Origin of the sequence: Streptomyces sp. NPDC085937 (genome assembly GCF_044540535.1) — a bacterium.
Classification (GTDB): Bacteria; Actinomycetota; Actinomycetes; order Streptomycetales; family Streptomycetaceae; genus Streptomyces.
In genome coordinates this window covers 348526-367116 of the sequence record NZ_JBITSH010000002.1, presented here as the reverse complement: position 1 = coordinate 367116, position 18591 = coordinate 348526, and the positions used below count along the sequence as shown (strand labels likewise).

General features: G+C 73.8%; 16 protein-coding genes, 1 tRNA gene and 1 pseudogene. 13 read left to right on the top strand and 5 right to left on the bottom strand.

The annotated features are described in order from the left end of the window. The first annotated feature begins 15 nt into the window (after nt 1-15). The 4 genes from ACIF8S_RS05160 to ACIF8S_RS05145 all read left to right on the top strand — a co-directional run bounded on the left by ACIF8S_RS05160 (nt 16) and on the right by ACIF8S_RS05145 (nt 3501). On the top strand, nt 16-528 hold the full coding sequence (locus tag ACIF8S_RS05160) for a MarR family winged helix-turn-helix transcriptional regulator (RefSeq protein WP_399997406.1): 513 nt from the start codon (nt 16-18) through the stop codon (nt 526-528). A 150-nt stretch (nt 529-678) separates the two neighbouring features. Then, nucleotides 679-1557 (top strand): lysostaphin resistance A-like protein, encoded by an 879-nt coding sequence (locus tag ACIF8S_RS05155; protein WP_399997405.1) that lies wholly within the window; start codon nt 679-681, stop codon nt 1555-1557. 26 nt (nt 1558-1583) lie between these two features. Further along, a complete protein-coding gene (locus ACIF8S_RS05150; RefSeq protein ID WP_399997404.1) occupies nt 1584-2804 on the top strand; it encodes a sensor histidine kinase in 1221 nt (406 codons plus the stop codon). A gap of 4 nt (nt 2805-2808) precedes the next feature. Further along, nucleotides 2809-3501, top strand: coding sequence for a response regulator (locus tag ACIF8S_RS05145; RefSeq protein ID WP_399997402.1), 693 nt, complete (start codon nt 2809-2811; stop codon nt 3499-3501). Nucleotides 3502-3654: 153 nt separating this feature from the next. Here ACIF8S_RS05145 and ACIF8S_RS05140 read toward each other — a convergent pair whose 3' ends face one another. From ACIF8S_RS05140 to ACIF8S_RS05130, 3 genes are all read right to left on the bottom strand, one after another. Beyond that, nucleotides 3655-3930: a hypothetical protein gene (locus ACIF8S_RS05140; RefSeq protein WP_024887491.1), complete on the bottom strand. Its 276-nt coding sequence runs from the start codon at nt 3928-3930 to the stop codon at nt 3655-3657. A 67-nt stretch (nt 3931-3997) separates the two neighbouring features. Next, nucleotides 3998-6130, bottom strand: coding sequence for a 4-alpha-glucanotransferase (gene malQ, locus ACIF8S_RS05135; protein ID WP_399997401.1), 2133 nt, complete (start codon nt 6128-6130; stop codon nt 3998-4000). Continuing rightward, complete coding sequence (locus tag ACIF8S_RS05130; protein WP_399997400.1) at nt 6131-6406, bottom strand: hypothetical protein; 276 nt, start codon at nt 6404-6406, stop codon at nt 6131-6133. It abuts the gene before it with no gap. A gap of 266 nt (nt 6407-6672) precedes the next feature. On the opposite strand from ACIF8S_RS05130, the gene ACIF8S_RS05125 reads away from it, so the two are divergent. Further along, nucleotides 6673-9549, top strand: coding sequence for a beta-N-acetylglucosaminidase domain-containing protein (locus tag ACIF8S_RS05125; protein WP_399997399.1), 2877 nt, complete (start codon nt 6673-6675; stop codon nt 9547-9549). A gap of 52 nt (nt 9550-9601) precedes the next feature. Here ACIF8S_RS05125 and ACIF8S_RS05120 read toward each other — a convergent pair whose 3' ends face one another. Continuing rightward, nucleotides 9602-10138 (bottom strand): HNH endonuclease, encoded by a 537-nt coding sequence (locus ACIF8S_RS05120; RefSeq protein WP_150156494.1) that lies wholly within the window; start codon nt 10136-10138, stop codon nt 9602-9604. Nucleotides 10139-10453: 315 nt separating this feature from the next. On the opposite strand from ACIF8S_RS05120, the gene ACIF8S_RS05115 reads away from it, so the two are divergent. Continuing rightward, the gene (locus tag ACIF8S_RS05115) at nt 10454-11542 is read left to right on the top strand and encodes a mechanosensitive ion channel family protein (RefSeq protein ID WP_399997397.1); all 1089 of its coding nucleotides are present in this window, start codon (nt 10454-10456) and stop codon (nt 11540-11542) included. A gap of 167 nt (nt 11543-11709) precedes the next feature. Beyond that, nucleotides 11710-11943: pseudogene (locus ACIF8S_RS05110) on the top strand (helix-turn-helix transcriptional regulator); the annotation flags it as partial. Nucleotides 11944-12181: 238 nt separating this feature from the next. Here ACIF8S_RS05110 and ACIF8S_RS05105 read toward each other — a convergent pair. Next, a tRNA-Asp gene (locus tag ACIF8S_RS05105) sits at nt 12182-12279 on the bottom strand. Nucleotides 12280-12336: 57 nt separating this feature from the next. On the opposite strand from ACIF8S_RS05105, the gene ACIF8S_RS05100 reads away from it, so the two are divergent. The 6 genes from ACIF8S_RS05100 to ACIF8S_RS05075 all read left to right on the top strand — a co-directional run bounded on the left by ACIF8S_RS05100 (nt 12337) and on the right by ACIF8S_RS05075 (nt 18482). Continuing rightward, nucleotides 12337-12987, top strand: a complete 651-nt coding sequence (locus ACIF8S_RS05100; protein ID WP_399997395.1) for an ROK family protein — start codon at nt 12337-12339, stop codon at nt 12985-12987. Between the two features lie 87 nt (nt 12988-13074). Next, the gene (locus tag ACIF8S_RS05095) at nt 13075-14412 is read left to right on the top strand and encodes an ABC transporter substrate-binding protein (RefSeq protein WP_399997393.1); all 1338 of its coding nucleotides are present in this window, start codon (nt 13075-13077) and stop codon (nt 14410-14412) included. 4 nt (nt 14413-14416) lie between these two features. Next, nucleotides 14417-15364, top strand: a complete 948-nt coding sequence (locus tag ACIF8S_RS05090) for a carbohydrate ABC transporter permease (protein ID WP_399997391.1) — start codon at nt 14417-14419, stop codon at nt 15362-15364. Further along, complete coding sequence (locus tag ACIF8S_RS05085) at nt 15361-16254, top strand: carbohydrate ABC transporter permease (RefSeq protein ID WP_349792793.1); 894 nt, start codon at nt 15361-15363, stop codon at nt 16252-16254. The genes ACIF8S_RS05090 and ACIF8S_RS05085 overlap by 4 nt, the downstream gene beginning before the upstream one ends. Nucleotides 16255-16257: 3 nt before the next feature. Next, nucleotides 16258-17523 (top strand): 6-phospho-beta-glucosidase, encoded by a 1266-nt coding sequence (locus tag ACIF8S_RS05080; protein ID WP_399997390.1) that lies wholly within the window; start codon nt 16258-16260, stop codon nt 17521-17523. Continuing rightward, nucleotides 17514-18482 carry an N-acetylglucosamine kinase gene (locus ACIF8S_RS05075; protein WP_399997389.1) on the top strand — a complete coding sequence of 323 codons (969 nt, stop codon included), beginning with the start codon at nt 17514-17516 and terminating at the stop codon, nt 18480-18482. The genes ACIF8S_RS05080 and ACIF8S_RS05075 overlap by 10 nt, the downstream gene beginning before the upstream one ends. Nucleotides 18483-18591: the final 109 nt, after the last annotated feature.

The following is an 18591-nucleotide window of genomic DNA, read 5'->3' as shown; positions in this document are numbered from 1 at the left end:
GCGGATACTCCAGCCATGAGTGCAGGCCCCGAGCCGCGTCCCACGGACGCCGTCGACGCGATCACCGAGCAGTGGGCCCGGGTCCGGCCCGACCTGGACACCGCCGGGATCGAGGTCTTCGGGCGCGTCCACCGGCTCGCACGCGCCATGGGCGACCGTACGGAGCGGGCGTACGCGCCGTACGGCATCTCGCGCGGCGAGTTCGACGTCCTCGCCACCCTGCGCCGCGCCGGGGAGCCGTACACCCTCTCGCCCCGGCAGCTCTCGGCCACGCTGATGCTCACCACCGGCGGGATGACGGGCCGTCTCGACAAGCTGGAGCGCGCCGGACTGCTGCGCCGCTCCCCCGACCCGCACGACCGGCGCGGGCTCCAGGTCACGCTGACCGAGGAGGGACTGCGGCTGATCGACGAGGCGGCGGCCGCCGGGGTCGCCGAGCAGTCCCGGGCGCTGTCGGCCCTCGGCGAGGAGCGGGCGGCCCAGCTGGCGGACCTGCTGCGGGAGTTGCTGCTCGCCACGGAGCGGTAGGCGGTGCTCCCGCGGAACACCTGGAAGCGGGCCGCGCATCCCCCGAGCGAGCTACAGGAGCTGTCCATGCGCGGGTGATTCGCGGGCGGGGGCGGATTCCTAGCGTGGTCCCCAGGCCGCAGCGGGTGCGGCCACGACGGGAAGGCCGCCATGCGTACGACATCCGAGACACCGCACGCCACCGACTCCGGCCCGGACAGAGACCGCGACGGCGGTGACGGCCGTCTCCGCCGGATCGCGCGCTCCCCGCTCGGCTGGATGCTCGCCGGCATGGCCGGCGTCGGTCTGGTCTCGGGCCTGACGGCGACCGGCCCCGGCCCGGTACCGGTGCTGGGCGCTGCCGCCGCGGTCGCGGTGTACGTGTGGGTCATGCGCCGCGTGGCAGGCCGCTCCACACCGGAGACCGCCCGGTCCGGAGCCGGCCGGGAGGCGCTGCTGGGCGGCGCGATCGGCCTCGGCTTCGTCCTCGTCTCCGCCCTCCTCATCACGGCGTTCGGGGGCTACTCCTTCTCCTGGGCCGGCGACGGCGTCCTGTCGGTCGTCGGGACCGCGGTCATGGTGCAGGCCGGCGCCGCGGTGACCGAGGAGCTGCTGTTCCGCGGTCTCGCCCTGCAGGCCCTGGAGCGGCTGTGGGGCAGCCGGGCCGCTCTCCTGACCACCTCGCTGTTCTTCGGTGTCGCCCACCTGGGCGCCGAGGGGGCGAGCGCGTGGAGCGCACTGGCGATCGCCGTCGAGGCGGGCGTCCTGCTCGGAGCGGCGTTCCTGTGGCGGCGTAGCATCTGGTTCGTCGTGGGCCTGCACTTCGTCTGGAACACCACGGTGGAGCTGCTCGGCATCCCCGTCTCCGGGCACACCTCCGACGGTCTGTTCACCGTCGACGCCCACGGCTCCGATCTGCTGACCGGCGGCGCCTTCGGCCTGGAGGCGTCGGTCGTGCCCGTCCTCGTCGGTGTGGCCCTCGCCGTCCCGATGCTCGTCCTCGCCCGCCGGAACGGCCGGGTCACCACCCGCCGGCGCACGAGCCGCTGAGCCAGGCCGACTGGAGGAGAACGGACATGACGGCCCGTCGGGATCTGTGGAGTGCCCCCTTTCTCCGGGCGCCGCTCCACCGGTGGCGGGAGCGGGACGCCCTCCTCAAGGACGGCGTCCTCGCCCTGGCCCTCACCCTGCTGTCCTTCGTGCCGACCCTGTCCGGCGTCGGCGCGCAGATCGGCGACCTGCCCGAGCGGCCGGCGGACGTGCTGGGCGTCGGGCTGGTCCTGGCCCAGACGCTGCCGCCGGCGTTCCGCCGCAGATCGCCGGCGGCCTGTCTGGCGGTCGTCGCGGTCGCGTTCGCCGTGCACCAGGCCCTCGGCTACGCGACGACGTTCGGCAGTGTGGGGCTGTACGTGGCCCTGTACTCCGCCGGCGCCCATCAGGTCCGCTTCCGCCGCGGGCTGGCCGCCCTGGCGAGTGCCGGTTACGCCGTGCTGGCCGTCGTCCTGGACCACCTCGGCTCACCGCAGTCGCTGCCGGACTACCTCGCGTTCGGGCTGGTGCTGGCCGCGGTCCGGCAGGTGGGGAGCACGGTGCGCACACGGCGCGCGGAGGAGGCGGAACGGCGGCGGCTGACCGCCGAGGCGGCCACGGCCGCCGAGCGGGCGCGGATCGCCCGGGAGCTGCACGACGTGGTGACCCACCACGTGACGGCCATGGTGGTCCAGTCCGACGCGGCGCAGTTCCTGCTCACGTCCGCACCGGACCGCGCCGCCGATTCCCTGACGGCCGTCAGCGACACCGGACGGCGGGCACTGACCGAACTGCGGTACCTGCTCGGTGTCCTGGAGGCGACCGGCGAGGCGGCCTCCACGGACCTGGAGCGCGCGGACCGGGCCCCGGCGCGGGGGCGGCTGGAGGATCTGGTCGAGCAGGCCCGCCGGTCGGGCCAGCCGGTCGAGTTCGACGAGGCGGGCGAGCGGCGGCCGGGCGGAGTGGACGTGGAGCTGGCCGCGTACCGGGTGGTGCAGGAAGCGCTCACCAACGCCATGAAGTACGCGGCGGGCCAGGCGACCCGCATCTCGCTCCGGCACGGCGACGAGCACCTCGGGATAGAGGTGACCACCGACGGGCCGGTCTCCGCACCGGTCCGGCGGGAGCCCGGCCCGGCGGGCGGCCGGGGACTCGCCGGGCTGCGTGCACGCGTGCGGATGCTCGGTGGTGAACTGAACGCCGGCCCCCGGCCCGAAGGCGGGTTCGAGGTCCGCGCCACGATCCCGTCCCGACCCGTCCAGGAGTGACCCCGTGAACGATGCGCCGCCACCCGTCCGTGTGCTCGTCTGCGACGACCAGGCGCTGGTGCGGACCGGCTACGTCACCATCTTCTCCGCGCAGCCCGACATGGAGGTCGTCGGGGAGGCCGAGAACGGCCACGAGGCGGTGCGGGAAGCGCGGCGGCTGCGCCCCGACGTGGTCGTGATGGATGTCCGCATGCCTCTGCTCGACGGCATCCGGGCGACCCGTCAACTGGCGGGCCCGGGCACCGAGGACGCGCCGAGGGTGCTGGTCGTCACCACGTTCAACATCGACTCCTACGTCTACGACGCGCTGCGCGCCGGAGCGAGCGGCTTCCTCCTCAAGGACGCGCCCCCGGCGGAGCTGGTCAACGGCATCCGCACGGTCGCCCGGGGCGAGGCCCTGCTGGCGCCCGCCGTCACCCGCCGCCTCATCGGCCACTTCGCCCAGCACCTGCGCCCGGCCGACGCCTCCCGGCCGGGCCGGCAGGACGTCGTGGGCGCGCTGACCCCGCGCGAGCTGGAGGTGCTCCGGCTGATCGCCGAGGGACTGTCGAACGCGGAGATCGCCGCGGCGATGTTCATCACGCCCGAGACCGTCAAGACGTACGTGTCGCGGATCCTCGCCAAACTCGGCCTGCGCGACCGGGTCCAGGCCGTCGTCCTCGCCTACCGGGTCGGCCTGGTGCCCGGCACCCCGTGAGCCGGCCCCCGTGCCGCCGGGCGTGAGCCGGCCCGGGCGGTACGGGCCGTGCGGGCGGTACGGGCCGTGCGGACACGCGCCGAAGGGCGCCGGCGGAGGCCGGCGCCCTTCGGGGGAAGCGCGTGTGGACCGCTCGGGCGAGCGGGCCCCGGGTCAGGCCTTGGCGTCGGCCTTGGTCCGGATGTTGGAGCTGGTCGGGTCCTTCTTCTGGTGGGACTTGTCGAGGACCATCACCAGTGCGGCGATGATCACGAAGAGCCCGACCGGGGCCAGGACGTAGAGACCCAGCGTCTCGATGACGCTCAGGCCCGTACCGGGGTCGTCGCCGTCGTCGCGGGTGAGAGCGAGCGCGGGGGACGACATGAGCAGCATCATCAGCGTCGTACCGGCTGCCAGGGCGCCGGCGCGCAGGGCGTTCTTCTTGTCCACGGTCCCCAAAGTATCGAACCGTGTCGGGGGCCGCGCGCCCGGGGTGCCGTACGGGCGCGCGGGCAGGTCAGGCATCCGGCGCGGACTCGGTGCGCAGCACGTCGACCAGCGCCCGCAGCCGCGGGGACGCCGCCAGGTGCTCCAGCGTCACCGGGCGCCCCTCGGCGTCGGCGACCGGCAGCCGCCAGTTCGGGTACTGGTCCCAGGTGCCGGGCAGATTCTGCGGGCGCCGGTCCCCGACCCCGTCCGGCAGCCACACGCCGACCATCCGGGCGGGGGTGCGCAGCAGGTAGCGGTACACCGCCTGGATACCGGCCTCCTCCCGGGAGGCGGCCGCGCCGGTGCCGTCCGGGCCGTCGTGCGGGCCGTCGTCCGGGCCGTCGTCCGGGCCAGGGAGCAGGCCGAGCCGTTCCAGCACCTCCAGCCACTCCCCCACGTCCACCGCGGCCTCGGCCCGCTCCTCGGCCAGGGGGCGGGTGAGCAGGCCCAGGCGGTCGCGCAGCTCCACGTGCTCGCCGGTGAGACGGGCGGCGGTGGACGGCAGATCGTGGGTGGTGGCCGTGGCCAGGCAGTCGGCGCGCCAGCCTTCCGGCGGCAGCGGGCGGCGGTCGCCCTCCCAGTCCCGCTCGAACCACAGCACCGAGGTGCCGTACACCCCCCGGTCGCGGAGCGCCTCGCGCACGCCCGGTTCCACCGTCCCGAGATCCTCGCCGATCACCGGGGCCCCGGCGCGTGAGGCCTCCAGGACCAGCACGGCCAGCATGGCCTCGGCGTCGTAGCGGACGTAGGTGCCCTCGGTCGGCGGGTGGCCCTCGGGCACCCACCAGAGCCGGAACAGGCCCATCACGTGGTCGATGCGCAGCGCGCCCGCGTACCGGAAGAGGGCCCGGAGCAGGTCACGGAACGGGGCGTACCCGCTCTCGGCGAGGCGGTCCGGGCGCCAGGGCGGCAGCCCCCAGTCCTGGCCGCGCGCGTTGAAGGCGTCCGGGGGCGCGCCGGCCGACATTCCGGCCGCGAAGTACTCCTGCTGCGCCCAGGCGTCCGCGCCCGTCGGATGCACGCCGACGGCCAGGTCGTGGACGATCCCGACCGGCATCCCCGCCTCGCGCGCGGCCCGCTGGGCGGCGGTGAGCTGGCCGTCGGTGAGCCAGACGAGCCACGAGTGGAAGTCGACGCGGTCCCGCAGCTCCTCCCGGGCGCGGGCCGTCTCCGCCGAGCGGGGGTCGCGCAGCGCGGCGGGCCAGCGGCGCCAGTCGGGGCCGTGCACCTCGGCGAGCGCGTACCAGGTGGCGTGGTCCTGGAGGGCCTGGCCCTGGTCGGCGCGGAAGGCCCGGAGGGCGGCGGCGCGGCCGGGCCCGAGCGGGACCTCCCGCACCAGTTCCAGTGCCTCCCGCTTGGTCTCCCAGACCGCGTCCCGGTCGATCAGCTCGCCCTTGTCGAGCACCGCCTCGCGCAGCCGCGCCGCCCGCTCCAGCAGGGCGCGCAGCCGGTCGCGGTCCTCGACGTGGGCGAACTCGGGCACGTCCTCGACCCGCAGGTGCACCGGGTCGGGGAAGCGGCGCGAGGAGGGACGGTAGGGCGACGGGTCGGTCGGCGGCCCGGGAACGGCCGCGTGCAGCGGGTTCACCTGCACGAACCCGGCGCCCAGGTCGCGTCCGGCCCAGCCCGCGAGCTCACCGAGGTCGGCGAGGTCGCCCATCCCCCAGGAGCGGCGGGACAGCAGGGAGTAGAGCTGGACCAGCAGCCCGTAGGAGCGTCCCCCGGGTGCGGGCAGCCGCAGGGGCGCGACGACCAGGTGGGAGCGGGCCGTGCGGCCGTCGGGGGCGGTCGCGGTCAGCAGGTGCACGCCGGGCGGGAGGTTCTCGGCGGACGCGCGGGTGCCGCCGTCCTCGGTGCGGATCTCCAGCCGGGTGCCGTCGGGGAGCGCGGCGAGCACGTCGGGCGCTCGGGTGCCCCGGCCGACGACCGTGGGGGGCAGCAGCCGCTCGGCGAGTTCCTGTTCGCGGGCGGCCAGGGCGTCACGGACGGCCGCGTCGGTGGACGTGTCGACACCGAGGGCGGCCAGGGCGAGGGTGACGGCGGTGGCCGAGGCCGCGACCGTCACGTCCGGGGAGGGGCTGTAGGAGGTGGCGACGCCGTGCAGGGCGGCGAGCCGGGACAGCGCCTCGGAGGGGGTCTCGGCCGGCCGGGGCGCGGTCACCTAGGGCTCCGGGCGGTACTGGGCCGGGAAGGAGTCGAGTCCCGCGGCGTCCGAGAAGTCGGAGAAGGTGTCGGACTCGCTGGTCAGCGGGGTGGCGTCGGACAGCGGCGGCTCGCTGGTCAGGGGCTCCGCGTCGGGCAGCGGGGGTTCGCTGGTCAGAGGCGCCTCGACGCAGGAACCCTCCGCGCCGAGGAAGCAGTCGTGCGGGTCGTCGGCGGACTGCTCCGCCGAGGGTTTGGACAGGACCGGGGGAAAGACGTATGCCGCTGTAGCCACCAAGGGCCTCCTCGTCGAGCTCGCCGTGCGGGTCATCTCGCAGCCCTACCCAGTGGACGCGAGCGCAGACGCACAAAGTCGTTCAACGTGCTTCTGGTCACATTCTCTCCGTTCACTCTCACTCCACAGGGGGACAAATACGCCACAACACCCCCTCTGATTGACACGTTCACTCCAGGAGTGGTGGGCTCGGGACGTCTCGGTAACGGAATGGACACGGCCGCCGGTCGTAGGCCGGCCGGTCCCGGGGGATCAGGAGGGGCCCTGTGCAGCTGTGGCGTGGGAGGACGGCGAACGCGCGAAGGGCCGCACTCGCACTCGCCGTGCTCGCCGGATCCCTGGGGGTCGCACCCGCCGCGACGGCCGCGCCCGCGCCCGAGCCGTCCGCCTCGCCCGCCGCGGACCCGGCCGGCAGGTCCGTCCCGTCGGTGTGGCCGCGCCCGCACGGCCTGCGCGCGAACGGCGCCCCGGTCCCGGTGACCGAGGAGGTCGCCCTGGCCGTGGACCGGACGGCGGACCCGTACGCCGTGGAGGCGCTGAAGGACGTCCTGCGGGAGGCCGGCGCGCGCCGGTTCACCGACCCCGGCGCACCGGTGCCCGTGGGGGCGCTCGTGGTGCGCGCGAAGAAGGCGGACGCCTCTGACGACCCCCGTGGCGCCCTCCCGGCGGGCGGCTACGTCCTCACCGCGGGCGGCCGCTCCGTGACCCTGGCCGGAGTGGACGGCGACGGCCTCTTCCACGCCGCGCAGACCCTGCGCCGCCTGGTCCGGCCGGACGGCACCCTCACCGCGGCCGTCGTGCGGGACTGGCCGGGCACCGCCGTGCGCGGCGTCACCGAGGGCTTCTACGGCACCCCGTGGACGCACCGGCAGCGGCTGGCCCAGCTGGACTTCATGGGCCGCGCCAAGCTGAACCGGTACCTCTACGCTCCCGGCGAGGACCTCCACCGGCAGGCCCGCTGGCGCGAGCCGTACCCGGCCGAGCGGCGCGTGGAGTTCCGGGAGCTGGCCGAGCGGGCCGCCCGCAACCACGTCACCCTCGCCTGGGCGGTCGCCCCCGGGCAGGCGATGTGCTTCTCCTCGGACGAGGACCTGCGGGCGCTGACCCGCAAGCTGGACGCGATGTGGGCGCTGGGCTTCCGCGCCTTCCAGGTGCAGTTCCAGGACGTCAGCTACAGCGAGTGGCACTGCGGGGCGGACGCCGACCGGTTCGGCTCGGGCCCGGAGGCGGCCGCCCGCGCCCAGGCGCACGTGGCGAACGCGGTCGCCCGGCACCTGGCGCGCCGGCATCCGGGCTCGCCCGCCCTGTCCCTGATGCCCACCGAGTACTACGAGGACGGCTCGACGGCGTACCGGCGGGCGCTCGCCGAGGAGCTCGACGGGGGCGTCGAGGTGGCGTGGACCGGGGTCGGGGTGGTCCCGCGCACCATCACGGGCCGCCAACTGGCTGAGGCCCGCGAGGTGTTCGGGCACCCGCTGGTGACGATGGACAACTACCCGGTCAACGACTACGCGCCCGAACGGCTGTTCCTCGGCCCCTACCAGGGCCGGGAGCCCGCCGTGGCCGCCGGTTCGGCCGCGCTGCTCGCCAACGCGATGGAACAGCCCGAGGCGTCGCGCATCGCGTTGTTCACCGCCGCCGACTTCGCCTGGAACCCGCGCGCGTACGACCCCCAGGAGTCCTGGCGGGCCGCGATCGCGGACCTCGCGGGCGGGGACGCCCGGCGCCACGAGGCCCTGACGGCCCTGGCCCGGAACACCGCCTCCTCGGTCCTCGGCGGCACCGAGTCGGCGTACCTGCGTCCGCTGCTCCAGGAGTTCTGGCGGACCCGGCCTGCTGCGGGCGGCTCCGGGGAGACCGCGGCGGCCCGGCGGCTGCGTACGGCCTTCACCGCCCTGCGCGACCTGCCCGGACGGCTGTCCGGCACCTCCCTGGCGGGCGAGATCACCCCCTGGACCGGCCGGCTGGCCGCCTACGGCGACGCCGGCACGGCGGCCCTGGACATGCTGCGCGCGCAGGACGCGGGGGACGCGGGCGCCGCCTGGGCCGCGTACCGGCGCCTGGGAGAGCTGCGCGCGGAGCTGGCGGCGGAGCGGGTGACGGTCGCCGAGGGCGTGCTGGACCCGTTCCTGAACCGGGCGCGGAAGGCGTACGAGAGCTGGGCCGGTATCGCCCGGGAACAGGCGGGGACGGCCGGCGGCCCCGGCACGATGCGTCTGGGGGTCGCCCGGGTCCTGGACACGGTGACGGTGCTGACCGACCCCGGCACCCGGGGCGCCGTCGAGGTGCGCACGCCCGGCGGGAGCTGGCGGCGGATCGGCGAGCTGGCCGCGGGGGGCGCGACGGAACTGCGGGCCGGTGACCGGCCGGTGGACGCCGTACGGGTCGTGGACGCGGACCCGGAGCGGGTCCGGCACCTGGTGCCGTGGTTCGCGGACGTCCCCGACGCCGTGGTGGACCTGCCCGGCGACCGCGCGGACGCCGACATCGGCCGCACCCGCACGGTGACCGTCACCCTCGGCTCGGCCCGCCCCGAGGACGTCCGCGACCGGCTGACCGCGCGGGCCCCCGAGGGCGTCGACGTGCGGGTGCCGAAGGAGCCGCTGTCCGTCCCGCGCGGCACGCCGGTCCAGGTGCCGGTCGAGGTGACCGTGAAGCCGGGCTCGCCCACCCGCTCCTACGACGTCCGGCTCGGCTTCGGCGGCGCGACCCGCACGCTGACCGTCGACGCCGTCCCGCCCGTCGACGGCCCCGACCTGGCCCGCGCCGGCCGGGCGGAGTCCTCGGCCGACGAGACCCCCGACTTCCCCGCCTCGGCGGCCAACGACGGCGACCCCACGACGCGCTGGTCGTCGCCGGCCGACGACGACGCCTGGTGGCAGGTGGAGCTGGAACGCCCCGTACGGCTGGGCAAGGTGGACCTGCGCTGGCAGGACGCCCACGCCTCGGCGTACCGGGTCGAGGTCTCGGCGGACGGCCACGCCTGGCGCACGGCGGCGGAGGTGCACGACAGCCGCGGCGGCCGGGAGACGGTCCGCATGGACGAGCCCGACGTCCGCCACATCCGCGTCCAGGGCGCCGGCCGCGCGACCCGCTACGGCTACTCACTGTGGTCGGTGGAGGCGTACGCGGTCGCGGACTGAGCCACCCGGAGCCGATGGCCGCGCTCCCCGCGCCACCGGCCCCCCGACGGGGTCAGGCCGAGATGCCGTCGATGCGGGCCAGGGCGTCGTCCGCGCCGTACGGCTGGAGGTACGGCAGCCAGCGCGGGTCGCGGTGGCCGGTGCCGATGATGCGCCAGGCCAGGCCGGTGGGCGGGGCGGGTTTGTGGCGCAGCCGCCAGCCCAGCTCGATCAGGTGACGGTCGGCCTTCACGTGGTTGCAGCGGCGGCACGACGCCACCACGTTGTCCCAGACGTGCTTGCCCCCGCGGCTGCGCGGGATGACGTGGTCGACGCTGGTTGCGACACCACCGCAGTACATGCACCGGCCCCCGTCACGGGCGAACAGCGCCCTGCGGGTGAGAGGAACGGGACCCCGGTAGGGGACCCGCACGAAACGCTTGAGCCGGACCACGCTGGGGGCGGGGACGGTGACGGTCGCGCTGTGCAGATAGGCGCCGGTCTCCTCGAGGCAGACTGCCTTGTTCTCGAGGACGAGCACGAGCGCGCGGCGGAGCGGTACGACGCCGAGCGGCTCGTACGACGCGTTGAGGACCAGGACATGCGGCACGGACGGCCTCCTTGTACGCCGGCGGCGCGTGGCTCGCGCCGGGACGATCCGTAGTCAGTCTCCCCTCATGCCTGGTGAACGCGCCACCATGTCCCGGTAACGGGCTGGGAGTGTTTTCGACCACATCCCGATTCATCCCCAGGATCATGGCCGGTTCAAGCGCAGGTGAGCGGGGTCTCTTCTTCACACATCCCGCCGGTCCCCCCACAATGCCCCGTTAGTGTGGTGGTTCCGCCCCTGCCGGTGACCCATTCGTGACCTTGCAGACCTTGACCGCAGCACCGGGGGGCGGACGTGCACCTGGAGGTACCCGCCGTGTCCTTGCCCGCCGCCCTGTCGGCCGCCGACCCCTCGCCGACCCCTACGGAGTCGGAGACACCACGGGTCCCCTCGCTCCAGGACGCCCAGGAGAGTGCCACCAGCGCGGCCGGCTGGGTCGAGGAGAACTGGTCGACCTGGCTCGCCATCGGGCTGCGCGTGCTGCTCATCCTGGTGATCGCGACGGTGCTGCGCGTGGTCGTCCGGCGGGCGATCACCAAGCTGGTCGACCGGATGTCCCGCACCGGCCAGACCATGGAGGGCGGCGGACTCGGGGGCCTGCTGGTCAACGCCGAGCGCCGCCGCCAGCGGTCCCAGGCGATCGGCTCGGTGCTGCGCTCGGTGGCGTCGTTCCTGATCATGGGCACGGCCGCGCTGATGGTGCTGGGCACCTTCCAGATCAACCTCGCGCCCCTGCTCGCGTCGGCCGGTGTGGCCGGTGTGGCGATCGGCTTCGGCGCGCGCAACCTGGTCACGGACTTCCTCTCCGGCGTCTTCATGATCCTGGAGGACCAGTACGGCGTCGGCGACACCGTCGACGCGGGTGTGGCCACCGGCGAGGTGATCGAGGTCGGGCTCCGGGTGACCAAGCTGCGCGGCGCCGACGGCGAGATCTGGTACGTCCGCAACGGCGAGGTCAAGCGCATAGGCAACCTCTCGCAGGGCTGGGCCACCGCCAACGTGGACGTCACGGTCCGCTCCGACGAGGACCTGGACAAGGTGAAGGCCGTGCTGAGCGACGTCGCCGAGCGCACCAGCAAGGAGGAGCCCTGGAACGAGCTCCTGTGGAGCCCGGTGGAGGTGCTGGGCCTCGACTCGGTGCTGCTGGACTCGATGGTGGTGCGGGTGTCCGCCAAGACCATGCCGGGCAAGTCGCTGACCGTGGAGCGGGAGCTGCGCTGGCGCATCAAGCGCGCCTTCGACGCGAACGGCATCCGCATCGTGGGCGGCGCGACCGCGGCCGAGGACGCCCCGGCCGCCGACCCCGCGGCCGGTGTGGCCGCCCCGTCCGCCTACGCCAGCACGGTGTCGCCGCAGTCCATGGCCGCCTCCCCGCTGCCCTCGCCGACGAGCACCACGAAGTAGCCGCCGGCCCGCGAAGGGGCGGCACCCGGGGCCTCCCGGGTGCCGCCCCTTTCCGTTCCCGGCCCTTCCCGCCGAGGACGCCTCTTGACGCCCGCTCCGCACCGGGCTTACCTTCCTCCCCATCCGACAGGAAACTTTCCTAACAGTGGTCGCCGGACCGGTCCGGGATGGACGTCCTCACCGGCCGCTTGAGAAGCTGTGCAGTCGACGAAGGGCAGGTGTCGCACCCCATGGCAGGAACAGCCGGTACGCCGGGCACCCCGCGCGTCCTGCGCGCCATGAACGACCGCGCCGCCCTGGACCTCCTGCTGGAGCACGGACCGCTGTCACGGACCCGGATAGGCAAGCTCACCGGCCTGTCCAAGCCGACCGCCTCCCAGCTCCTGGCCCGCCTGGAGGCCGCCGGCCTCGTCCTCGCCACCGGCACCACCGAGGGCCGCCCGGGCCCCAACGCCCAGCTGTACGGGGTCAACCCGGCCGCCGCGTACGCCGCCGGACTCGACGTGAACCCGCGCCGCATCCTCGCGGCCGTCGCCGACGTCACCGGCCGCACCGTCGGCCGGTGCGAACTGCCCACCCCCGGCCGCCGGCCCGCCGCGCCCGTGGTCCAGCAGGTCACCGACGCCCTGGACGGCGCGGTGAAGGCGGCGGGACTGACCCGCGCGGACGTCCACCGCCTGGTGATAGGGACCCCGGGCGCCTTCGACCCGAACACCGGCCACCTGCGCTACGCCTCCCACCTCCCCGGCTGGCACTCCCCCACGCTGCTCGACGAACTGGCCGCCGCCCTGCCGATGCCGTTCGAGTACGAGAACGACGTCAACCTCGCCGCCGTGGCCGAGCGGCGGCTCGGCGCGGCCCGCGACCACGACGACTTCGTGCTGCTGTGGAGCCAGGAGGGCCTGGGCGCCGCCCTGGTGCTGGGGGGCCGGCTGCACCGCGGCTTCACCGGCGGCGCGGGCGAGGTCGGCTTCCTGCCGGTGCCCGGCACCCCGCTGGTCCGCCAGGTCACCAAGGCCAACAGCGGCGGCTACCAGGAGCTGGCCGGAGCCCAGGCGGTACCGCGGCTGGCCCGCGAACTGGGCGTACGGCACGTCCCGCAGGGCCCGTACACCGAGGCGGCGGCCGCCCTGCTGGAGCGCGCCGCGGCCCGCCCCGACGAGGAACCGCACCGCACCCTGCTGCACACCTACGCCACCCGTCTGGCGACCGGCCTGGCCTCCCTGGTCGCCGTCCTCGATCCCGCCCTCGTCGTCCTGAGCGGCACCGCCCTCACCGCCGGCGGCGCGGTGCTGCGCGACCTGGTCCGGGACGAACTGGAGGAGCTGGCCGCCTCCCGGCCCCGGCTCGTCCTGGGTGACGTCCGTGAACACCCCGTGCTGCGCGGCGCGCTGGAGAGCGCGCTCGCGTCCACCCGCGACGAGGTCTTCGACACCTCCCGCTGACCCCGCCCCTTCCCACCCGCACCGCACCGCTCCACCCCGCACCCCCCACCTCACCCCGTCCCACACCTCGCCCCAGGGAGCTCCGTCATGCCCGGAATATCCAGAAAAGCGACGCTCGCGCTGGCCGCCACCGCCTCCCTCGCCCTGCTCACCACCGCCTGCACCGGCCAGTCCGGGTCCGGCGCCACCGACGACCCGAACGCCAGGACGACCCTCACCTTCTGGCACGGCTGGAGCGCCCCCGCCGAGGTGAAGGCGGTCCAGGACGTCGTGGACCGCTTCGAGAAGGCGCACCCCAACATCACGGTGAAGGTCGTCGGCAACATCAACGACGACAAGCTCAACCAGGCGCTGCGCGCGGGCGGTTCGAACGGACCGGACGTCGTCTCCTCGTTCACCACGTCCAACGTCGGCAAGTTTTGCTCGTCGGGCGCCTTCGCCGACCTGAAGCCCTTCGTCGAGAAGGCGAAGCTCGACCTGGACAGGATCATTCCGAAGCCGATGCTGGACTACACCCAGTTCGAGGGCACCCGCTGCGCCCTCCCCCTGCTCGGCGACGCCTACGGCCTCTACTACAACAAGGACGCCTTCGCGAAGGCCGGTATCACCGAACCCCCGAAGACCTGGACGGAGTTCGCGCGGGTCGCCAAGAAGCTCACCAAGGCGAAGGGCGACGGCTACGAGCAGCTCGGCTTCATGCCGAACTACCACGGCTACGAGACGGTAGTCGACCACTACATGTCCCAGTGGGACCACGCCTACTTCGACGCCGACGGGAGGTCGGGCATCGCCGAGGACCCGGCGTTCGCCGAGATGTTCACGTACCAGAAGAAGCTGGTGGACGACCTCGGCGGGTTCGCGAAGCTGGAGAGGTACCGCAACACCTTCGGCGACGAGTGGGGCGCCGAACACCCCTTCCACACCGGCCAGGTGGCCATGCAGCTCGACGGCGAGTGGCGGCTCGGCATGGCGCGGGACGCCGGCGTCGACTTCGAGATCGGTACGGCGCCGATGCCCGTCGCCGACGACGAGGTGGACGAGTACGGCAAGGGCTTCCTGTCCGGCACGATCATGGGCATCGCCCCGCAGAGCGAGAAGCAGAACGCCGCGTGGGAGCTGGTGAAGTTCATGACGACCGACACCGAGGCCGTCGTCTCCTTCGCCAACGCCATCCACAACGTGCCCTCGACCTTCGAGGCCCTGAAGTCCCCCGGCCTGAAGACGGACCCGGCCTTCACGACCTTCCTGGACATCGCGCAGCACCCCGAGTCCAACACCCCGCCGGCCTCCGTCAACGGCTCGACCTACCAGACGACGCTCCAGGACTTCGGCTACCAGTACGAGTCCGGCAAGGTGACGGACCTCAAGGCAGGGCTGGAGAAGACCGCCGCGCAGATCGACCGCGACATCGAGCAGGCGAAGTAGCCCGATGTCCACGTACCCGCTCCGCGCGAAGCGCCGCCGGTCGGCGCTCCGGACGGTGGCCTTCCTGTCCCCGTGGCTGATCGGTTTCGGCGTCTTCTTCGCCTACCCGCTGGTGTCCACCGTGTACTTCTCCCTGATGAAGTACGACGGCTTCGGCACCCCCGAGTTCCGGGGCCTGGACAACTGGGCCTACGTCTTCCAGGACTACCCCCTGTTCTGGCCGGCCCTGCGCAACACGCTCTGGCTGGTCCTCGTCATGGTGACGTGCCGGGTGGTGTTCGGTCTGGGCGTCGGCCTGCTGGTCACCAGGCTCAGGACCGGCGTCGGCGTCTTCCGCACCCTCTTCTACCTGCCCTACCTGGCCCCGCCGGTCGCCGCCACCCTCGCCTTCGTCTTCCTGCTCAACCCGGGCACCGGTCCGGTCAACTCGGTGCTCGACGGCCTCGGCCTGCCGGCACCGGGCTGGTTCACCGACCCCGCGTGGTCCAAGCCGGCCCTCACCGCCCTGGCCCTGTGGGGCGTCGGCGACCTCATGGTCATCTTCATGGCCGCGCTGCTCGACGTCCCGAGGGAGCAGTACGAGGCCGCCGAGCTGGACGGCGCCTCTCCCTGGCAGCGCTTCCGGTTCGTCACCCTGCCGAACATCTCGCCGATCGTGATGTTCGCCGTGGTCACGGGCGTCATCCAGACCATGCAGTACTACACACAGCCCCTGGTGGCGGGGAAGGTCGCCTCCGGGATCATCGGCGGCTCCGGCCAGCAGTTCGAGCCGGGCTACCCGGACAAGTCCACGCTCACGCTGCCTCAGCTCGTCTACAACCTCGGCTTCCAGCGCTTCGACTACGGCGCCGCCTGCGTCGTCGCGCTGGTGCTCTTCGCCCTCGCCATGGCCTTCACCGCGCTGCTGATGAGGCGCCGGGGCGGACTCGTCCAGGCAGGTGACCGACCATGACCCAGGTGATGGACCGTCCCGTACGGTCCGACGCGCCCCCGTCCCCCGCGCGGCGCACCGCCCGCCGCCGCGCCGCGCTGGAGTGGATCGCCGTCCACTCCCTGGGGATCGCCGCCGCCCTCTTCTTCGTGCTGCCGTTCGTCTTCGTGGTCCTCACCTCGCTCATGAGCGACCAGCAGGCCCTCACCCGCGACCTGGTCCCCCGCACCTGGGAGTGGGGCAACTACCGCGAGGTGTTCGACACCCCCGGCTTCCTCACCTGGTGGCGCAACACCCTGCTCTACGCCGGCCTCGGCACCCTGCTGACCGTCGTCTCCTCCGTTCCGGTGGCGTACGCGCTCGCCAAGTTCCGCTTCCGCGGCCGCAACCTCACCCTGATGCTGGTCATCGCGATGATGATGCTGCCGCCCCAGGTGGTCGTCATCCCGATGTACCTGTTCTGGGCGAAGCAGCTCGACCTCTCCGGCACGCTCTGGCCGCTGATCATCCCCATGGCGTTCGGCGACGCCTTCTCCATCTTCCTGCTGCGCCAGTTCCTCACCACGGTCCCCGACGAGTACCTGGACGCGGCGAGGGTCGACGGCTGCGGCGAACTGCGCACCCTGCTGCGGGTCGTGCTGCCCATGGCGAGACCGGGCATCGCGGCCGTCGCCCTCTTCCAGTTCTTCTACGCCTGGAACGACTACTTCGGCCCGCAGATCTACGCCTCGGAGAATCCGGCCGCCTGGACCCTCTCCTACGGCCTGGAGTCCTTCAAGGGCGCCCACCACACCGACTGGAACCTCACCATGGCCGCCACCGTTCTCGTCATGGCGCCCGTGATCCTCGTGTTCTTCTTCGCACAGAAGGCGTTCGTCGAGGGTGTCACCCTCACCGGAGTCAAGGGATAACGCATGAAACTCACCGTGGTCGGCGGAGGCTCGACCTACACCCCCGAACTCATCGACGGCTTCGCGCGGTTGAGGGACGTCCTGCCGATCACCGAGCTGGTCCTCACCGACCCGGCGACGGACCGCCTGGACCTGATCGGCCCGCTGTCCCGCCGCATCTTCGCCCGCCTGGGCCACCCGGGCCGCATCATCACCACCACCGACCTGGACGCGGCGGTGGACGGCGCCGACGCGGTCCTGCTGCAACTGCGCGTCGGCGGCCAGGCGGCCCGCCTGCAGGACGAGACATGGCCGCTGGACTGCGGCTGCGTCGGCCAGGAGACCACCGGCGCGGGCGGTCTGGCCAAGGCGCTGCGCACGGTCCCGGTCGTCCTGGACATCGCCGAGCGGGTCCGCCGCACCAACCCCGACGCCTGGATCATCGACTTCACCAACCCCGTCGGCATCGTCACCCGCGCCCTGCTCCAGGCCGGCCACAAGGCCCTCGGCCTGTGCAACGTGGCCATCGGCCTCCAGCGCAAGTTCGCCGCGCTCCTCGGCGCCGCCCCCGCCGACGTCCACCTCGACCACGTCGGTCTCAACCACCTCACCTGGGAGACGGCCGTACGCCTCGGCGGCCCCGACGGCGAGGACGTCCTCCCCCGCCTGCTGGCCGAGCACGGCGACACGATCGCCGCCGACCTCCGCCTCCCCCGCCCCGTCCTGACCCGCCTGGGCGTGGTCCCCTCCTACTACCTCCGCTACTTCTACGCCCACGACGAGGTGGTGGCAGAAGCGCGCACCAAGCCCTCCCGGGCGGCCGAAGTGGCGGCGATGGAGAAGGAACTGCTGACCCTCTACGCGGACCCCGCCCTGGACGAGAAGCCGGCCCTCCTGGCCAAGAGGGGCGGCGCCTTCTACTCGGAGGCGGCGGTCGACCTGGCCGCGGCCCTGCTGCGCGGCGCCGGTTCGGAGCACCAGGTGGTCAACACGCTCAACAACGGCACCCTCCCCTTCCTCCCCGACGACGCGGTCGTCGAGGTCCCCGCCACGGTCACCACGAAGGGTGCCCGGCCCCTCCCCGTCGCCCCCGTGGACCCCCTGTTCGCGGGTCTGACGGCGAACGTCACCGCCTACGAGGACCTCGCCCTGGAAGCGGCCCTGCACGGCGGCCGGGACCGCGTCTTCCGCGCCCTGCTCGCCCACCCCCTCATCGGCCAGTACGCCTACGCTGACCGGCTGACCGACGCACTGATCGCACACAACCGGGAGCACCTCACGTGGGCCTGACCGCAGCCGTCCTCGCCGTCGACGCCGGCAACAGCAAGACGGACGTGGCGGTGATCGGCCCCGACGGCACGGTGCTGTCGACGGCCCGGGGAGGAGGCTTCCGCCCGCCCGCGGACGGCCTGGACACGGCCATGGCCACCCTCTCCGCCACGGTCACCGAGGCCCTCGCCGCGGCCGGCACCCCCGAGGTCGCCCACGTCTCGGCGTGCCTGGCCAACGCCGACCTCCCGGCCGAGGAGAAGCAACTCACCGAAGCCGTGCAGGCGCGCGGCTGGGCCGCCACCGCCGAGGTCCGCAACGACACCTTCGCGATCCTCCGCGCCGGCGTCACCGAACCCCGCGGGGTCGCGGTGGTCTGCGGCGCGGGCATCAACTGCGTGGGCATGCGCCCCGACGGCCGCACCGCCCGCTTCCCGGCGGTCGGCCGCATCTCCGGCGACTGGGGCGGCGGCTGGGCCCTGGCCGAGGAGGCCCTGTGGCACGCGGCCCGCGCCGACGACGGCCGGGGCGAGAGGACCGCCCTGACCACCACCCTCCCCGCCCACTTCGGCGTGCCCGACATGCCCACCCTCATAGAGGCGCTGCACCTCGACCACATCCCACCCCACCGCCGGCACGAGGCGACCCCCGTCCTGTTCGCCACGGCCGCCGGGGGCGACCCGGTCGCCCGTGCGGTCGTCGACCGGCAGGCCACGGAGATCGTCCAGATGGCCGTGGTGGCCCTCACCCGCCTGGACCTCCTCCACGAGGAGACCCCCGTCCTCCTGGGCGGCAGCGTCCTGGCGGCCCGGCACCCCCTCCTCGTCGACGGCGTCCGCACCCGCCTGGCGGCCCTCGCTCCCAAGGCCGTACCCCAGGTGATCACCACGCCTCCCGTCCTGGGAGCGGCGCTCCTCGGCCTGGACCACGTGTCGGCCCCCCAGGAGGCGCACGCCCGCCTGCGCGCGCACTACGGGTGAGCCGCCGACCGCGCCCCGCCCACCGCCCGTGGGCGCGGCGCAAGGCGGCCCCGCACCCCGCCTCACCCCCGGAACCGAACGGATTTCCCGGGCGTGTTCCTGGGCAGGG

What these genes read in the sequence shown, in the direction of transcription:
- ACIF8S_RS05160 (WP_399997406.1), top strand. Translation starts at nt 16, where the DNA reads ATGAGTGCAGGCCCCGAGCCGCGTCCCACGGACGCCGTCGACGCGATC.
- ACIF8S_RS05155 (WP_399997405.1), top strand. Translation starts at nt 679, where the DNA reads ATGCGTACGACATCCGAGACACCGCACGCCACCGACTCCGGCCCGGAC.
- ACIF8S_RS05150 (WP_399997404.1), top strand. Translation starts at nt 1,584, where the DNA reads ATGACGGCCCGTCGGGATCTGTGGAGTGCCCCCTTTCTCCGGGCGCCG.
- ACIF8S_RS05100 (WP_399997395.1), top strand. Translation starts at nt 12,337, where the DNA reads ATGCCGTTCGAGTACGAGAACGACGTCAACCTCGCCGCCGTGGCCGAG.
- ACIF8S_RS05095 (WP_399997393.1), top strand. Translation starts at nt 13,075, where the DNA reads ATGCCCGGAATATCCAGAAAAGCGACGCTCGCGCTGGCCGCCACCGCC.
- ACIF8S_RS05090 (WP_399997391.1), top strand. Translation starts at nt 14,417, where the DNA reads ATGTCCACGTACCCGCTCCGCGCGAAGCGCCGCCGGTCGGCGCTCCGG.
- ACIF8S_RS05085 (WP_349792793.1), top strand. Translation starts at nt 15,361, where the DNA reads ATGACCCAGGTGATGGACCGTCCCGTACGGTCCGACGCGCCCCCGTCC.
- ACIF8S_RS05080 (WP_399997390.1), top strand. Translation starts at nt 16,258, where the DNA reads ATGAAACTCACCGTGGTCGGCGGAGGCTCGACCTACACCCCCGAACTC.